The organism is Streptomyces canarius (assembly GCF_014650735.1).
Lineage (GTDB): Bacteria > Actinomycetota > Actinomycetes > Streptomycetales > Streptomycetaceae > Streptomyces > Streptomyces olivaceoviridis.
The window spans coordinates 127,822-142,603 of record NZ_BMVN01000002.1; the positions used below are offsets into that span (position 1 = coordinate 127,822).

The following is a 14,782-nucleotide window of genomic DNA, read 5'->3' on the forward strand; positions in this document are numbered from 1 at the left end:
TTAGCTGTTCACCCGGCCGAGGTAGTCGCTGGTGCGGGTGTCGACCTTGATCTTCTCACCGGTGGTGATGAAGAGCGGGACCTGGATCTGGTGGCCGGTCTCCAGGGTGGCGGGCTTGGTGCCACCGGTGGAGCGGTCGCCCTGGACGCCCGGCTCGGTCTCCTGGACGGTCAGCTCGACGGCGGCCGGCAGCTCGACGAAGAGCACCTCGCCCTCGTGCTGCGCGACGGTGGCGGTGAAGCCCTCGATGAGGAAGTTGGCGGCGTCGCCGACGGCCTTGCGGTCGACCATCAGCTGGTCGTAGGTCTCCATGTCCATGAAGACGAAGTACTCGCCGTCCATGTACGAGAACTGCATGTCGCGCTTGTCGACAGTGGCCGTCTCGACCTTGACACCGGCGTTGAAGGTCTTGTCGACGACCTTGCCGGAGAGCACGTTCTTGAGCTTGGTGCGCACGAAGGCGGGGCCCTTGCCGGGCTTGACGTGCTGGAACTCGACGACGGACCAGAGCTGGCCGCCTTCGAGCTTGAGCACCAGGCCGTTCTTGAGGTCGTTCGTGGAAGCCACGGTTGCGGAATCTCCTGGACTGACGTGGACGACCCCGGGGCACGCACCTGCCTAGAGGGCGAGCAGCTCCTTGGTCGTGATGGTGAGTAGCTCGGGTCCGCCGTCCGCCTCGGGGCGTACGACGAGCGTGTCATCGATCCGGACACCGCCCCGGCCCGGGAGGTGGACCCCCGGTTCGACGGTGACCGGCACGCAAGCGTCCAGTTTACCCATGGCCGCGGGCGCCAACTGCGGGTCCTCGTCGATTTCGAGTCCGACACCGTGTCCGGTCAGCGGTGGCAGGGCCTCCGCATAGCCCGCGGAGTCCAGTACCTGACGTGCGGCGCGGTCCACGTCACGGTAGGCGGCGCCGGGTGCCAGGAACTCGCGTCCGGCCCGCTGGGCGGCGAAGACCAGGTCGTACAGCTCGATCTGCCAGTCGGCGGGTGAGGTGCCGATGACGAAGGTGCGGCCGATCTCGCAGCGGTAGCCGCGGTAGGTGGCGCCGAGACAGACGGAGAGGAAGTCGCCCTCCTCCACCCGCCGGTCGGTGGGGCGGTGGCCGCGGCGGCCGGCGTGCGGTCCGGTGGCCACGGAGGTGGGGAAGGCCGGGCCGTCGGCGCCGTGGTCGACCAGGCGCCGCTCCAGCTCCAGCGCGAGGTGCCGTTCGGTACGGCCGACCAGGATGGACTCCAGCAGCTCGCCGAGGGCCTGGTCGGCGATCTCGGCGCCGATGCGGAGACAGGAGATCTCCTCCTCGTCCTTGACGACCCTGAGCTGTTCCACGGCCCCGCCGAGGTCGATGAGGCGGAGCCTCGGGGCGACGCAGGCGATGGCCCGGTGCCGGGTGACGGTGAGGTGGTGTTCCTCGACCGCCAGGGAGTCGGCGCCCTGGCCGGCGGCGAGGCCGGCCGCCGCGACGGCGGTGTCGCCCTCGCGCGCCGGAAGGACGTGCAGGCGCAGGTTCTCGTCCGGCTGGCCTTCGTGCGGGCGGTCGTCCGGCGGACCGGCGCACAGCAGGACGTCCTCGCTCCTGCCGATCAGCAGCACGGCGCCCCGCGGGGCCGCGGCGGCGAGGTAGCGGACATTGGCCGGGCGGGTGACGAGCGCTGCCGCGGTGCCGGCCGCGTTGAAGTGTTCCCTCAGCCGGGATCGGCGGTTCGCGTACACCTCTGACATGAGATGAGCGTAGGAGGTTTGTCCGGATTATGCCGATCGGCGGGGGCCGAGTGGGGATGCGGAGCAGGTGGGGGGTGGTGCGGTGGAGTGCCGCAGGCACCCCCGCTCACCAGCTCGGTGGGCTCGCTATCGCCCTGGCCAGGACCTCGTCCAGCACCCGGGCCGTGCCCGGGACGTCCAGCTGGGAGTTGTCGACGATCGGGAGGCCCGAGCCGTACCAGCCGGCCATGCGGCCGTGGATGCGGGCCACCTCCTCGTCCGTGAGGCGGCGGTTGCCGGTGCGTTCGGCGTTGCGCTCCAGGACGACGTCGAGGCCCGGGAGCAGGACCACCGGGAGCAGGCCGGGGCCCACGTGCCGCTTCCAGCCGCCGAGGCCGACGACCGGGCGGTCCGGGAAGACGGCGTCGTCCAGGATGCAGGAGATCCCGTTGGCCAGGAAGTTGCGCGCGGCGAAGCCGCAGGTGCGACGGGCCAGGCGGTACTGGGCCTCCGAGTTGTCGTTCCAGCCGGACTGCGGGTCGGCGAAGCCCGAGCGGACCCATTCGCGGACGTCGTCCAGGCTGATGTGGGCCGTGGGGACCCGGCGGTGGTCCGCCCAGTACTTGGCGACGCTGGTCTTGCCCGCGCCGGCCGGGCCGATGAGGAGGACGGCGAGGGTGGTCGCCGTCGGGTCCGGTGCCGTGGCCGCGGCGGGCGGTGCCGCGGGGGCGCCGACCGGGCCGCCGGGCGGCAGCGGGACGTGTCCGGTGCTGTCGGGGGTCTGCGGGCCGGCGGTGTGCCGCGGGGGCGCGGGCGGCGGCACCAGGCCGGCGGGGGCCGGGGGCTGCTGCGGGGTCGGCGGCACCGGTCCGGGCGGAGCCGGGAAGCCCGGCGACGGGGGGACGGGGGCGGGTCCCTGGGAGACTCCCGGGTGCGGGCCCGGGTGGTGTGCGGCCGGCACCCAGCCGGCGTGCGGGCCCTGCCCCGGCTGGTGGGGCGGCGGCAGCGGAGACCCCACTGCGTGCTGCATCCGTTGCCACTCCGTCTCGTCCACACATCTGGCACTGGCAGCGGGGGCGTGCCCCGCTCGCTACCGAACGGTACCGTCCCCGGCCGTCGTTTGGTGAAACGGCCGGGGGCGGTCCGAAGTGCCCGGCGGGCGAGGGAGATCGGACGCGGGGAGCGGTCCGGGGACTACTGGCCGACTTCGCCGTAGGCGGCGAGGAGGACGGCCGGGTCCGGCCCTTCCAGGACGGTCGGCTTGGCCAGGCCGTCCAGGACGATGAAGCGCAGCAGGTCGCCGCGGGACTTCTTGTCGACCTTCATCGCCTCCAGCAGCTTGGGCCACTGGTCGTAGCGGTAGTGCAGCGGCAGGCCGACGGATTCGAGGATGCTGCGGTGGCGGTCGGCCGTCGCGTCGTCCAGGCGGCCCGCGAGGCGGCCGAGTTCGGCGGCGAAGTGCATGCCGACCGCGACCGCGGCCCCGTGCCGCCACTTGTACCGCTCGTTCTTCTCGATGGCGTGGCCGAGCGTGTGACCGTAGTTGAGGATCTCCCGCCGGCCGGATTCCTTCAGGTCCGAGGAGACGACGTCGGCCTTGACGCGGATCGACCGCTCGATCAGCTCGGCCGTGTGCGGGCCCGCCGGGGTGCGGGCGGCCTGCGGGTCGGCCTCGATCAGGTCCAGGATCACCGGGTCGACGATGAACCCCGCCTTGATGATCTCGGCCAGTCCGGAGACGTAGTCGTGCACCGGGAGGGAGTCCAGCGCGGCCAGGTCGCACAGGACACCGGCCGGCGGGTGGAAGGCGCCGACCAGGTTCTTGCCCTCGGCGGTGTTGATGCCGGTCTTGCCGCCGACCGCCGCGTCCACCATGGCCAGCACGGTCGTGGGGACGGCGATCCAGCGCACCCCGCGCAGCCAGGTCGCGGCGACGAACCCGGCCAGGTCGGTGGTGGCGCCGCCGCCGACACCGACGATGACGTCGGTGCGGGTGAAGCCGCACTGGCCCAGCGCCTTCCAGCAGTAGGCGGCGACCTCGGCGGTCTTGGCCTCCTCCGCGTTGGGCACCTGGATCGCCACGGCCTCGTAGCCCTGCCCGGCCAGGTCGGCGCGCAGCGCCTCCCCGGTCTCGGCCAGCGCTTCCGGGTGGATCACGGCGACCCGCTTGGCCTTCGCCCCGATGAGCCCGGCCAGCTCGCCCAGGAGCTGCCGGCCCACGAGCACCTCGTAGGGGTCGGTGCCCGCGGTACCGGCGATCTGGATCCGGGTGACTGCCTCGCTCATACCTGCTTCAACTCCAGTGCGTCCAGCGCCGCCTGCGCGACCTCTTCCGGAGTGCGGCCGTCCGTCGCGACGACGGCGGTGGCGACCTCCTCGTACAGGTGCCGGCGCGCCTCCATCAGCTCCCGCCACTGCTTGCGCGGGTTGACCGCGAGCAGCGGGCGGGCCACGTTCAGACCGGTGCGCTTGACGGCCTCCTCGACCTCCATCGAGAGGTAGATCACCCGCTGCCCGGCCAGCAGCGCGCGGGTGTCCGCGTCCAGGACCGCCCCGCCGCCCAGCGCGACGACGCCCCGGTGCTCGGCGAGCGCGGCCCGCACGGCGGCCTTCTCCAGGGCGCGGAAGGCGGCCTCGCCGTCGTCCACGAAGATCTCGGCGACGGTGCGGCCCTCGGCCGTCACGATGTCCTGGTCGGTGTCCCGGTAGCCGACGCCGAGGCGCTCGGCGAGCAGTCGGCCGACGGTGGACTTGCCCACGCCCATCGGCCCGACCAGGACGACCGCCGGTACGCCGCTCACCGGATCGCCAGGTTGTCGAGGTACGACCGGACGTTGCGGCGGGTCTCCGGGACGGAGTCACCGCCGAACTTCTCGGCGACCGCGTCCGCGAGGACGAGCGCCACCATGGCCTCGGCGACGATGCCGGCCGCCGGGACGGCGGAGACGTCGGAGCGCTGGTGGTGGGCCTGGGCGGGCTCGCCGGTGGTGACGTCCACGGTCCTGAGCGCGCGCGGCACGGTGGCGATCGGCTTCATCGCGGCGCGCACCCGCAGCAGCTCACCCGTGCTGAGACCGCCCTCGGTGCCACCCGAGCGGCCGGAGACGCGCCGGATGCCCTCCGGCGTGGCCACGATCTCGTCGTGGGCCCGGGAGCCGGGCACCCGGGCCAGCTCGAAGCCGTCGCCGATCTCGACGCCCTTGATCGCCTGGATGCCCATGAGCGCGCCGGCGAGGCGGGCGTCCAGCTTGCGGTCCCAGTGCACGTGCGAGCCGAGGCCGACCGGGACGTCGTAGGCCAGCACCTCGACCACGCCGCCCAGGGTGTCGCCGTCCTTGTGGGCCTGGTCGATCTCGGCGACCATCGCCTTCGAGGCGTCCGCGTCGAGGCAGCGCACCGGGTCGGCGTCGAGCTTCTCGACGTCGGCCGCCGTGGGGTAGACGCCCCGCGGGGCCTTCACGGAGCACAGCTCGACCACGTGGGAGACGATCTCGATGCCGGCCGTCTCCTTCAGGTACGACCGGGCGACCGCGCCCAGCGCCACCCGGGCCGCCGTCTCGCGCGCCGAGGCGCGCTCCAGGATCGGACGGGCCTCGTCGAAGCCGTACTTCTGCATGCCCGCCAGGTCGGCGTGGCCGGGGCGGGGGCGGGTCAGCGGCGCGTTGCGGGCCAGGCCCGCCAGCACTTCGGGGTCGACCGGGTCGGCCGCCATGACCTGCTCCCACTTCGGCCACTCGGTGTTGCCCACCATGATCGCCACCGGGGAGCCCAGGGTCAGCCCGTGCCGGACCCCGCCGAGGAACGTGACCTCGTCCCGCTCGAACTTCATCCGGGCACCGCGGCCATAGCCGAGCCGCCGCCGCGCCAGGTGGTCCGCCACCATCTCCGTGGTGATCGGCACGCCGGCGGGAAGACCCTCCAGCGTCGCGACAAGTGCGGGACCGTGGGACTCCCCCGCGGTCAGCCAACGCAGCCTGCTCAACGGTGCTCCTCAGTGCTCGCGCCCGGTACTGCCCGCCCCACGCGCGTCCTCGCGTACGGCGACGGCGCCGCCGGGTGCGCGACCCCGGTACGCCATCTCCGATCCTCCCACGTCCCGGGGCGCGGACCGGCCGCCGGTCCAGCAGGCGGACGCGTGCGGGGCGTCAGCGGGCCGCGAGCGCCTGCTCGCCGGCGTGCCGCATGGCCTCCAGGGGGCCCGGGGTGTGCCCGGTAATCTGCTCGAACTGGAGCACGGCCTGGTGGACCAGCAGGTCGAGGCCGCCGACCACGGCACCGCCGAACATGGACCAGCGGGCGGCCAGCTCGGTGGGCCAGGGGTCGTAGAGCACGTCGAAGAGGGTGGCGGGGCGTTCGGGTACGGCGGCGGCGAGGGCGTCGGTCGTGCCGGCGGGCGTGGTGGCGATGACCAGCGGGGCGCGCAGCGCCTCGGCCGCGTCGGCCCAGTCCGCCGTGCGGACCTCCACGTCGAGCCGTTCGCCCCACTGCCGCATCTCGGCGGCGCGGGCCTCGCTGCGGACGTAGGCGACGACCCCCCCGGTGCAGATCCGGGCCAGCGCGGCGAGCGCGGAGGAGGCGGTGGCGCCGGCGCCGAGGACGGCGGCGGAGTCGACCTGTTCGATGCCGTGCTCGCGCAGGGCGGCCACCATGCCCGGGATGTCGGTGTTGTCGCCGAGCCGGCGGCCGTCCTCGGTGAAGACGAGCGTGTTGACCGCGTCGACCGAGGCGGCCGTCTCGCTCACCTCGTCCACCAGCGGGATGACCGCCCGCTTCAGGGGCATGGTCAGCGACAGCCCCGCCCACTGAGGCCCGAGCTTGTCCAGGAAGCCGGGCAGGGCGGCCTCGTCGACGTCGAAGCTGTCGTACGACCAGCCGGTGAGTCCGGCCGCGTGGTACGCGGCCCGGTGCAGCACCGGGGAGAGGGAGTGGGCGATCGGCGAACCGAGCACGGCGGCACGGCGGCCGTCAGTTGCCCGTGTTGGCATTGAACTTGTCCCTGAGTTCTTGGAATTCGGTGAAGGTCTTGGCGAACTCGGTGTTGTTCGTCCCGTCGGTCGCCACGAAGTAGATCCAGCCGTCGTGCGTCGGATTCAGGGCGGCCTTGAGCGCGTCCTCGCCGGGGTTGCCGATCGGGCCGGGCGTCAGTCCCTTGTGGGTGTACGTGTTGTACGGGTCCGAGTTGCTGGTGATCTCCCTTTCGGAGATGTGGATGTTGCTCGTGCCCTTGAGGTAGTTGTAGGACGAGTCGAACTGCAACAGCCGGTTGGTCTCGGTGTTGGTGGGCTTGAGGCGGTTGTAGACCACCTCGGCCATCTTGCGGAAGTCGTCGTGGGTCTTGCCCTCGGCCTGCACCAGGCTCGCCACCGTGACGAGTTCGAAGGCGTTGTCCAGGCCGAGCGCCTTGGCCTTGTCGGTCAGGCCGTAGGCGGCGTACTTCAGCTTGGCCTGGGTGACCATCTGCTTCAGGACGGCGTCGGGCTTCATGCCCTTGGCGGCCGGATAGGTGCCCGGGAAGAGGAAGCCCTCCAGCGGGTCCTTGATGTCGCTGTTCTTGTTCTGCGCCCAGGCCGGCAGGCCGAGGGTCCGGTAATCCTTCCGGGCGACCTTCTTGGTGGTGCCCGCGGACAGTTCGAGTTTCTTGTCGATGGCCGCGTAGACACCGGAATTGCGCTCGCCGGGGGTGACGATCACATTGTTCTGGCTGCGCGGGTCCATCATCAGCCGGACGGCGCTGGCGGCGGACATCTCCTTCTTCAGGAGATAGGCGCCGGCCTGGATTCCGTCGCTGCCCGGAGTCGTGGTCTGGGCGTGGACGAACGCCTCGGCGCTCTTGACGACCCCGGCCTCTTTCAGGCGGCGGCCGATCTCCCAGCCGCCCGCGCCTTTCGGGATCTCGACGGTCACCGTCTCGCCGGTGCCGTCGCCCGCGTAGTCCGGAGCCGTGCCGAAACGATTTTGGTAGAACTGGTAGCCGAAATACCCGACGCCGCCGAGGCCGCCGCCGAACACCAGGACGACCACCATGCAGGCGCAGCCGGTGCGCCGCTTCTTGCTCTTGGCGGGCTTCTTCCCGCGCCGCTCACGCCGGCTCTGGAGCTCGTGCTCCTCCTCGTCGTCCTCACCGCCGCCTCCCGCGAAGAAGGCGTGCTCCTCCTCGCCCGCCGTCTCCGGCTCGGGCTCCGGCTCGGGCTCGGGCTCGGGCTGCCGGCGGCCGGGCGGCTCCGGCGGCGGGTAGGCGTCCTCGGTGGGGTAGAAGTCGGGCTGCTCCGCGCCGTAGGCCATGGGCTGCTGGCCGTACGGGTCGCCGGGGTCGGCGGCGTAGGGCACGTGGCCGTGGGTGCCGGTCGCGTCCCAGCCGCCCTGGTGGAACTGCTGCTGGGTCTGGTGGGCGAACCGCTGGTCGTACTCGGGCCGGCCCGATCCGTCCTGGTAGTCGGCGTAGTCGGGGTAGTCGGGGTACTGGTGCTGCTGCCCGCCGTACCCGGGCTGCTGTTCCTGGCTCCAGTCGCCGTGCTGCGGCGTCTGCGGATGGTGCTGCGGCTGGCCGCCGTAGGGCGACTGCGGGCCCGCCTGGGCCTGCCGTCCCCATCCGCCGTCCCCGTACAACGGGTCCTCCGGATGCCACGGTTCGGAGCCTTGGCCCCGGCCATACTCAGTCATCGATCCCCTAGAGCCGCGAGGCCGACGGTCACGCGGCCGGGGGCCGGCTTCCGCTCCGCCTCTTGCTGTGCCCCGGCTGTTCGAACACCGGCGCATCGCGCGGAACGTTACCGTATCGCGATCAGATGACCACTTCGACGCCTTCGCCGGGTGGTTCACCTGACACCCGTTCGGATTCCAGGGCCTGCTGCAAAATGATGACGGCGGCGGCCTGGTCGATGACCGCACGGCCCTTCTTCGACCTCACGCCCGAGGCACGCAGCCCCTGACTGGCCGTCACGGTCGTCATCCGCTCGTCCACCAGCCGCACCGGCACCGGCTTGATGCCCTTGGCCAGCTCCTGCGCGAAGGCGCGGACCTTGACCGCGGCCGGGCCCTCGCCCCCCTTGAGGGAGCGGGGGAGGCCGACGACGACCTCGATCGGTTCGTACTCCTCCACCAGCTGACGCAACCGGCGGTGGGCGGCGGGGACGTCCCGGCCCGGGACGGTCTCCACCGGGGTGGCGAGGATCCCGTCGGGGTCGCACGAGGCGACCCCGATCCGGGCGTCCCCGACGTCGATCGCGAGCCGACGTCCTCTGCGCATGTCTCGGCCGTTCCCTACTTGGCGGTCTCGGCGACCAGGCGCTCGACGGCCTCGACGGCCTCGCCGACGGCGGCCGGGTTCTGGCCGCCGCCCTGGGCGACGTCCGGCTTGCCGCCACCGCCACCGCCGAGCGTCTTGGCGGCCGTACGGACCAGGTCACCGGCCTTGAGGCCGCGCTCGCGGGCGGCCTCGTTGGTGGCGATGACCGTGAGCGGCTTGCCGTTGTTGACGGTGAACAGGGCCACGACGGCGGCCCGGCCGCCCTGGATCCGGCCGCGCACGTCCAGGACCAGCTTGCGCAGGTCGTCCGGGGTGGTGCCGTCCGGGACCTGGCCGGTGACCAGGGCGACACCCCGCACGTCCTTGGCGGACTCGGCGAGACCGGCGGCGGCCTGGAGCACCTTCTCGGCGCGGAACTTCTCGATCTCCTTCTCGGCGTCCTTCAGCTTGCCGAGCATGGCGGAGACCTTCTCCGGCAGCTCCTCCGCGCGGCCCTTGAGCAGCTCGGTCAGCTGGTTGACGACCGTGTGCTCGCGGGCGAGGAAGTTGTAGGCGTCGACGCCGACCAGGGCCTCGATACGGCGCACGCCGGAGCCGATGGAGGACTCGCCGAGCAGCTTCACCAGGCCCAGCTGGGCGGTGTTGTGCACGTGCGTGCCGCCGCACAGCTCCTTGGAGAAGTCGCCGATGGTCACGACGCGGACCCGCTCGCCGTACTTCTCGCCGAACTCGGCGATGGCGCCCTGCTTCTTGGCCTCGTCGATGCCCATGATGTCGGCGCGCACGTCCAGGTCGCGGGCGAGCACCTCGTTGATCTTCTGCTCGACATCGGTCATCACGGCCGTCGGCACGGCGGACGGGGACCCGAAGTCGAAGCGGAAACGGCCGGGCTGGTTCTCGGAACCGGCCTGGGCGGCCGTCGGGCCGAGGGCGTCGCGCAGGGCCTGGTGGGTGAGGTGGGTGGCCGAGTGGGCGCGGGCGATGGCCGTGCGCCGGCGGGTGTCGATGGCGGCGTGGGCCTTGGCTCCCACGGTCACCTCGCCGACCTGGACGACGCCCTTGTGGACGTACACGCCCGGGACCGGCTTCTGGCAGTCGCGGACCTCGATGACGGCACCGGAGTCGACCTTGATCCGGCCGGTGTCGCCGATCTGGCCGCCGCCCTCGGCGTAGAACGGGGTGCGGTCCAGGACGACCTCGACCTCGTCGCCCTCGGTGGCGGCCGGGGAGGAGACACCGTTGACGAGGATGCCGACGATCGTGGACTCGCCCTCGGTGTCGGTGTAGCCGATGAAGTCGGTCTCACCGGCGGCGTCGGCGATCTCACGGTAGGCACCGAGGTCGGCGTGGCCGGTCTTCTTGGCCTGGGCGTCGGCCTTGGCGCGCTCCCGCTGCTCCTTCATCAGGCGGCGGAAGCCCTCCTCGTCCACGGAGAGGCCCTGTTCGGCGGCCATCTCCAGGGTGAGGTCGATCGGGAAGCCCCAGGTGTCGTGGAGCAGGAAGGCCTTGTCGCCGGGCAGCACGCCGGAGCCCTGGGCCTTGGTCTCGGTGACGGCGGTGTCGAGGATGTTGGTGCCGGCCTTCAGCGTCTTGAGGAAGGCGTTCTCCTCGGCGACGGCGACCTTCTCGATGCGCTCGCGGTCGGTGACCAGCTCGGGGTACTGCTGGCCCATCATCCGGATCACGATGTCGATCAGGTCCTTGACGACCGGTCCGGTGGCGCCCAGCAGGCGCATGTTGCGGATGGCGCGTCGCATGATGCGGCGCAGCACGTAGCCACGGCCCTCGTTGCCGGGGGTGACGCCGTCGCCGATGAGCATGGTGGCGGTGCGCATGTGGTCGGTGACCACGCGGAGGGAGACGTCCGAGGCGTGCGAGTCGCCGTAGTGGACACCGGTCAGCTCGGTGGCGCGCTTGATGACGGCCATGGAGGTGTCGATCTCGTACATGTTCTGCACGTCTTGCAGAATCATGGCGAGCCGCTCCAGGCCGAGGCCCGTGTCGATGTTCTTGCTCGGCAGGTCCCCGAGGATCTCGAAGTTGTCCTTGCCGGTGCCCTCGCCGCGCTCGTACTGCATGAAGACGAGGTTCCAGATCTCCACGTACCGCTCGTCGTTGACGGCGGGGCCGCCCTCGACGCCGAACTCGGGGCCGCGGTCGTAGTTGATCTCGGAGCAGGGGCCGCAGGGGCCGGGGACGCCCATGGACCAGAAGTTGTCCTTCATGCCCAGGCGCTGGATGCGCTCCTTGGGCACGCCGACGACCTCGTGCCAGATCTGCTCGGCCTCGTCGTCGTCCTGGTAGACGGTGATCCACAGGCGCTCGGGGTCGAGGCCGTAACCGCCCTTGTCCTGGGGGCTGGTGAGCAGCTCCCAGGCGAGCTTGATGGCGCCTTCCTTGAAGTAGTCGCCGAAGGAGAAGTTGCCGCACATCTGGAAGAACGTGCCGTGCCGCGTGGTCTTGCCGACCTCTTCGATGTCGGGCGTGCGCACGCACTTCTGCACGCTGGTGGCGCGCGGGAAGGGCGGCTTGACCTCACCCAGGAAGTAGGGCTTGAAGGGCACCATGCCGGCGGGGACGAGGAGCAGAGTCGGGTCGTCCGCGATGAGCGACGCCGAAGGGACGACGGTGTGCCCGCGCTCCTCGAAGAAGCTCAGCCAGCGGCGGCGAATCTCGGCCGACTCCATCAGTGGTCCTCATTCCGGTTGTACGAGTACGTCGTGTTCTCGACGTACTGCGGGTTGCTGCGGTTGTTCTCGATGGCGGCGTACCGCCGGGGTGCCGTGAGCCCGGGGCTCTCCTGGATGCCGAGCGCCTCCTCCAGCTCGGCCTCCCGCTGGGCCATGTTGTCGCGGACGTCGAGCGCGAAGCCGACCGCGCGGTCCTTCAGCCGCTGACCGGTCTCAAGAGCCCTGTTCGCCGCGGTGGCGGCCAGGCTCTCCGGGGTCAGCTGCTTCAGCTTGCGGTTGACCTTGGTGGTGGCCCACACACCGGCGGCGACACCTGTGGTGAACCAGAACGTACGACGGAACATCGCTCGGTCTCAGTCCTTACTTCCGCTTGCGGCGTGCGGCAGGGACCGTCCGGCCCACGATCACGGTACGCCGGGGCGACTTCCCCGGCACGTCCTCCTCCTTGCGGCCACCGAGCGCCCGGCGGACGCCGTAGCCGAAGGCCGCGACCTTCACCAGCGGGCCGCCGAAGGTGGAGGCGACGGTGGTGGACAGCGCGGAGGCGTTCGAGGTGACCTCCTGGACGTCGGAGGCGATCGCGTCGACCCGGTCGATCTGCGTCTGCGCGGAGCGCACCGCCTGGGAGGCGTCGGCGAGCAGCGGGACCGCCTGGTCGGTCACGTCCGCCACGAGCTTGGTGGTCGCCTTGAGCGTCTGGGCCAGCCTCGCCAGTGCGACCGCGAGGAAGGAGACCAGGATCGCCCAGAAGACGGCCACCAGGATCCCGGCCACCTCACCACCGGACACTGTGCGCACCCGCTCCCTGAAACGTGCTCTGAACATCTGAACCATGAAAAAAGCAGTGCCCCGAGCCTATCGCGCCGTGGCGGAGGCTCCGTACCGGATTACCGGGTGGAGCGGGCGGAGTTGCGGGAAGCGATTGTACGCGGTGAACACGGTTCAGTACGCTCCGTGTCCCATGCGAAATGCTCACAGTCCCGGCTCCCGGGCGGACGGCGATCCGCCCGTCGAACTCACCTCTTTCGTCGGGCGCTCGGCCGAGGTGGCCGAGCTGACGACGGCGCTCGGCCAGGCACGGCTGGTGACCGTGACCGGGGTGGGCGGGGTCGGCAAGTCCCGGCTGGCCGCGCGGGTGGCGGCGCGCTGGGCGTGCGGTGGCCCGGCGGGCGCCCCGGGCCGGGGGCGGGTGGAGCTGTCGGCGGTGCGGGATCCGCAGTTCGTGGAGTACGCGGTCGTGGAGGCGCTGGGGCTGACCGACCACACCACGCGCCTGCCCCGGGATGCGCTGCTGGAGCATCTGGCCGGGCGGCGGACGCTGTTGGTGCTGGACGGGTTCGAGCACCTGGTGGCCGCCTGTGCCGATCTGACGGCGGAGCTGCTGCGCGAGCTCCCGGAGCTGCGGGTGCTGGCCGTGGGCCGGCGTCCGCTGGGCCTCGCGGGCGAGCGGCTGTTCCCGCTGGCGCCGCTCGGCGAGGACGAGGCGGCGGAGCTGTTCACGGACCGGGCCCGGGCGCAGGGCGTGCCGGTGGCCGACGGCGCCGAGGTGCGGGAGCTGTGCCGGCGGCTGGAGGGCATCCCGCTGGCGCTGGAGCTGGCGGCCGGGCGGCTGCGGGCGCTGTCCCCGGCGCAGTTGCTGCGGCGCCTGGACGACCGGTTCCGGCTGCTGACCGGTGGCGGCCGGGACGCCCTCCCCCGGCACCAGACGCTGCGCACGGCGATCGGCTGGAGCCACGAGCTGTGCTCACCGGACGAACGGCTGCTGTGGGCACGCCTGTCGGTGTTCGCGCACTCCTTCGACCTGGAGGCGGCCGAGTACGTGTGCAGCGGGGACGGGCTGGCCGCGGAGGACGTGCTGGACGTGCTCTCGGAGCTGCTCGCCCAGTCGGTCGTCTCCCGCGAGGAGACCCCGGCGGGCCCGCGCTACCGGATGCTGGACACCGTCCGGGCCTACGGCGCCGAGTGGCTGGGGGCGACCGGGGACGAGGGCCGGCTGCGCAGACGGCACCGCGACTGGTACCTGGGCCTCGCCACCCTGTGCGAGCTGGACTGGTTCTCGCCCCGGCAGCGCGAGGTGGCCGCGCGGGTCGAGGCGGAGCTGCCGAATCTGCGGACCGCGCTGGAGTTCTGCCTGACCGAGCCGGAGGAGGCGCACCTCGGCCAGCATCTGGCGGGTGCGCTGTGGTTCTGCTGGGTGGGGTGCGGCCGGCTCGCGGAGGGGCGGCGGTGGCTGGAGCGCGGGCTGGAGCTGGAGTCGGAGTACGAGCGGTCCCGGCTGAAGGCGCTGTGGGTGCTCGGCTATGTGGCGATCCTCCAGGGCGACACCGCAGCGGCGCTCCGGGCGCTGCGGATGTGCCGGGATCAGGCGGAGCGGTCGGCCGATCCGACGGCGGTGGCGTACGCCGAGCACCGCACCGGCTGTCTGGCCCTGGTCACGGATGACATGGCCCGCGCGGAAACGCTGCTGCGGTCGGCGCTGGACCGCTACCAGGAGATCGGCGAGCTGAACAGCAACGTCCTGATGGGCCAGGTGGAGCTGGCGATGACGCGGGCGTTCCGGGGGGATCTGCCGGATGCGGTGCGGCTGTGCGAGGACGTGCGCCGGGTGTGCGAGGACCACGGGGAGCGGTGGGCGCGGTCGTACGCCCTGTACGTGCTGGCGTACGCGGCCTGGCGGGGCGGTGACGCGGTCCATGCGCGCGAGCTGCTGGCGGACTGCCTGGACAACGCGCACGGCTTCCACGACCTGCTGGGCACGGTGCTGTCGATCGAGCTGCTGGCGCTGGTGACGGTGACGCAGGGCGATCCGGTGGAGGCGGCGGTGCTCCAGGGGGCCGCCGGGCGGATGTGGTCCTCGGTCGGGCTGCCGCTGTTCGGCTCGGCCTACTACAACGCCCCGCACGAGCAGTGCGAGGCCATGGCCCGGGAGGCGCTGGGCGACGAGCGGTACGAGGAGTGGGTGCGCCGGGGGGCGCGGCTGGACCGGGAGACCGCGGTGGCCCGTGCGCTGCGGAGGGACGGACGGCCGCTGCCGGCGCTGCCCGCGCCCCGGGGGCCGGTCCCGGCCGCCCGCTCCGGACAGCGCGAACCCGCCGCCTCGCCCACCCGGAAGGGCGGGGAGACGGCGGGCTGAGGACTTACG

General features: G+C 72.1%; 13 protein-coding genes. 1 reads left to right on the forward strand and 12 read right to left on the reverse strand.

Annotated features, from left to right (window positions below):
- From efp to IE294_RS03070, 12 genes are all read right to left on the reverse strand, one after another.
- Positions 1 to 567 carry an elongation factor P gene (gene efp / locus IE294_RS03015; RefSeq protein WP_009187601.1) on the reverse strand — a complete coding sequence of 189 codons (567 nt, stop codon included), beginning with the start codon at positions 565 to 567 and terminating at the stop codon, positions 1 to 3.
- 51 nt (positions 568 to 618) lie between these two features.
- Positions 619 to 1,725 (reverse strand): aminopeptidase P family protein, encoded by a 1,107-nt coding sequence (locus IE294_RS03020; RefSeq protein WP_189882018.1) that lies wholly within the window; start codon positions 1,723 to 1,725, stop codon positions 619 to 621.
- 106 nt (positions 1,726 to 1,831) lie between these two features.
- Entirely contained in the window at positions 1,832 to 2,734 is a 903-nt protein-coding gene (locus IE294_RS03025) for a Pro-rich N-terminal domain-containing protein (protein ID WP_189882020.1), read from the reverse strand.
- Between the two features lie 164 nt (positions 2,735 to 2,898).
- Complete coding sequence (aroB, locus tag IE294_RS03030) at positions 2,899 to 3,990, reverse strand: 3-dehydroquinate synthase (protein ID WP_189882021.1); 1,092 nt, start codon at positions 3,988 to 3,990, stop codon at positions 2,899 to 2,901.
- Positions 3,987 to 4,469, reverse strand: coding sequence for a shikimate kinase (locus IE294_RS03035; RefSeq protein ID WP_189882529.1), 483 nt, complete (start codon positions 4,467 to 4,469; stop codon positions 3,987 to 3,989). Before IE294_RS03035 ends, aroB begins: the two co-directional genes overlap by 4 nt.
- A gap of 32 nt (positions 4,470 to 4,501) precedes the next feature.
- A complete protein-coding gene (aroC, locus tag IE294_RS03040; protein ID WP_189882023.1) occupies positions 4,502 to 5,686 on the reverse strand; it encodes a chorismate synthase in 1,185 nt (394 codons plus the stop codon).
- Positions 5,687 to 5,849: 163 nt separating this feature from the next.
- A complete protein-coding gene (locus IE294_RS03045; protein ID WP_189882025.1) occupies positions 5,850 to 6,689 on the reverse strand; it encodes a shikimate dehydrogenase in 840 nt (279 codons plus the stop codon).
- The gene (mltG, locus tag IE294_RS03050) at positions 6,670 to 8,364 is read right to left on the reverse strand and encodes an endolytic transglycosylase MltG (protein ID WP_229917006.1); all 1,695 of its coding nucleotides are present in this window, start codon (positions 8,362 to 8,364) and stop codon (positions 6,670 to 6,672) included. The genes IE294_RS03045 and mltG overlap by 20 nt, the downstream gene beginning before the upstream one ends.
- Before the next feature lie 121 nt (positions 8,365 to 8,485).
- Positions 8,486 to 8,950, reverse strand: coding sequence for a Holliday junction resolvase RuvX (gene ruvX, locus IE294_RS03055; RefSeq protein ID WP_132786573.1), 465 nt, complete (start codon positions 8,948 to 8,950; stop codon positions 8,486 to 8,488).
- A 14-nt stretch (positions 8,951 to 8,964) separates the two neighbouring features.
- Positions 8,965 to 11,637 (reverse strand): alanine--tRNA ligase, encoded by a 2,673-nt coding sequence (gene alaS, locus IE294_RS03060; protein ID WP_189882027.1) that lies wholly within the window; start codon positions 11,635 to 11,637, stop codon positions 8,965 to 8,967.
- Positions 11,637 to 11,984 (reverse strand): hypothetical protein, encoded by a 348-nt coding sequence (locus IE294_RS03065; RefSeq protein WP_189882029.1) that lies wholly within the window; start codon positions 11,982 to 11,984, stop codon positions 11,637 to 11,639. Before IE294_RS03065 ends, alaS begins: the two co-directional genes overlap by 1 nt.
- 16 nt (positions 11,985 to 12,000) lie before the next feature.
- On the reverse strand, positions 12,001 to 12,438 hold the full coding sequence (locus tag IE294_RS03070; RefSeq protein WP_086011507.1) for a DUF948 domain-containing protein: 438 nt from the start codon (positions 12,436 to 12,438) through the stop codon (positions 12,001 to 12,003).
- A gap of 163 nt (positions 12,439 to 12,601) precedes the next feature.
- Here IE294_RS03070 and IE294_RS03075 point away from each other — a divergent pair, with 163 nt between their 5' ends.
- Positions 12,602 to 14,773: an ATP-binding protein gene (locus IE294_RS03075; protein WP_189882031.1), complete on the forward strand. Its 2,172-nt coding sequence runs from the start codon at positions 12,602 to 12,604 to the stop codon at positions 14,771 to 14,773.
- Positions 14,774 to 14,782: the final 9 nt, after the last annotated feature.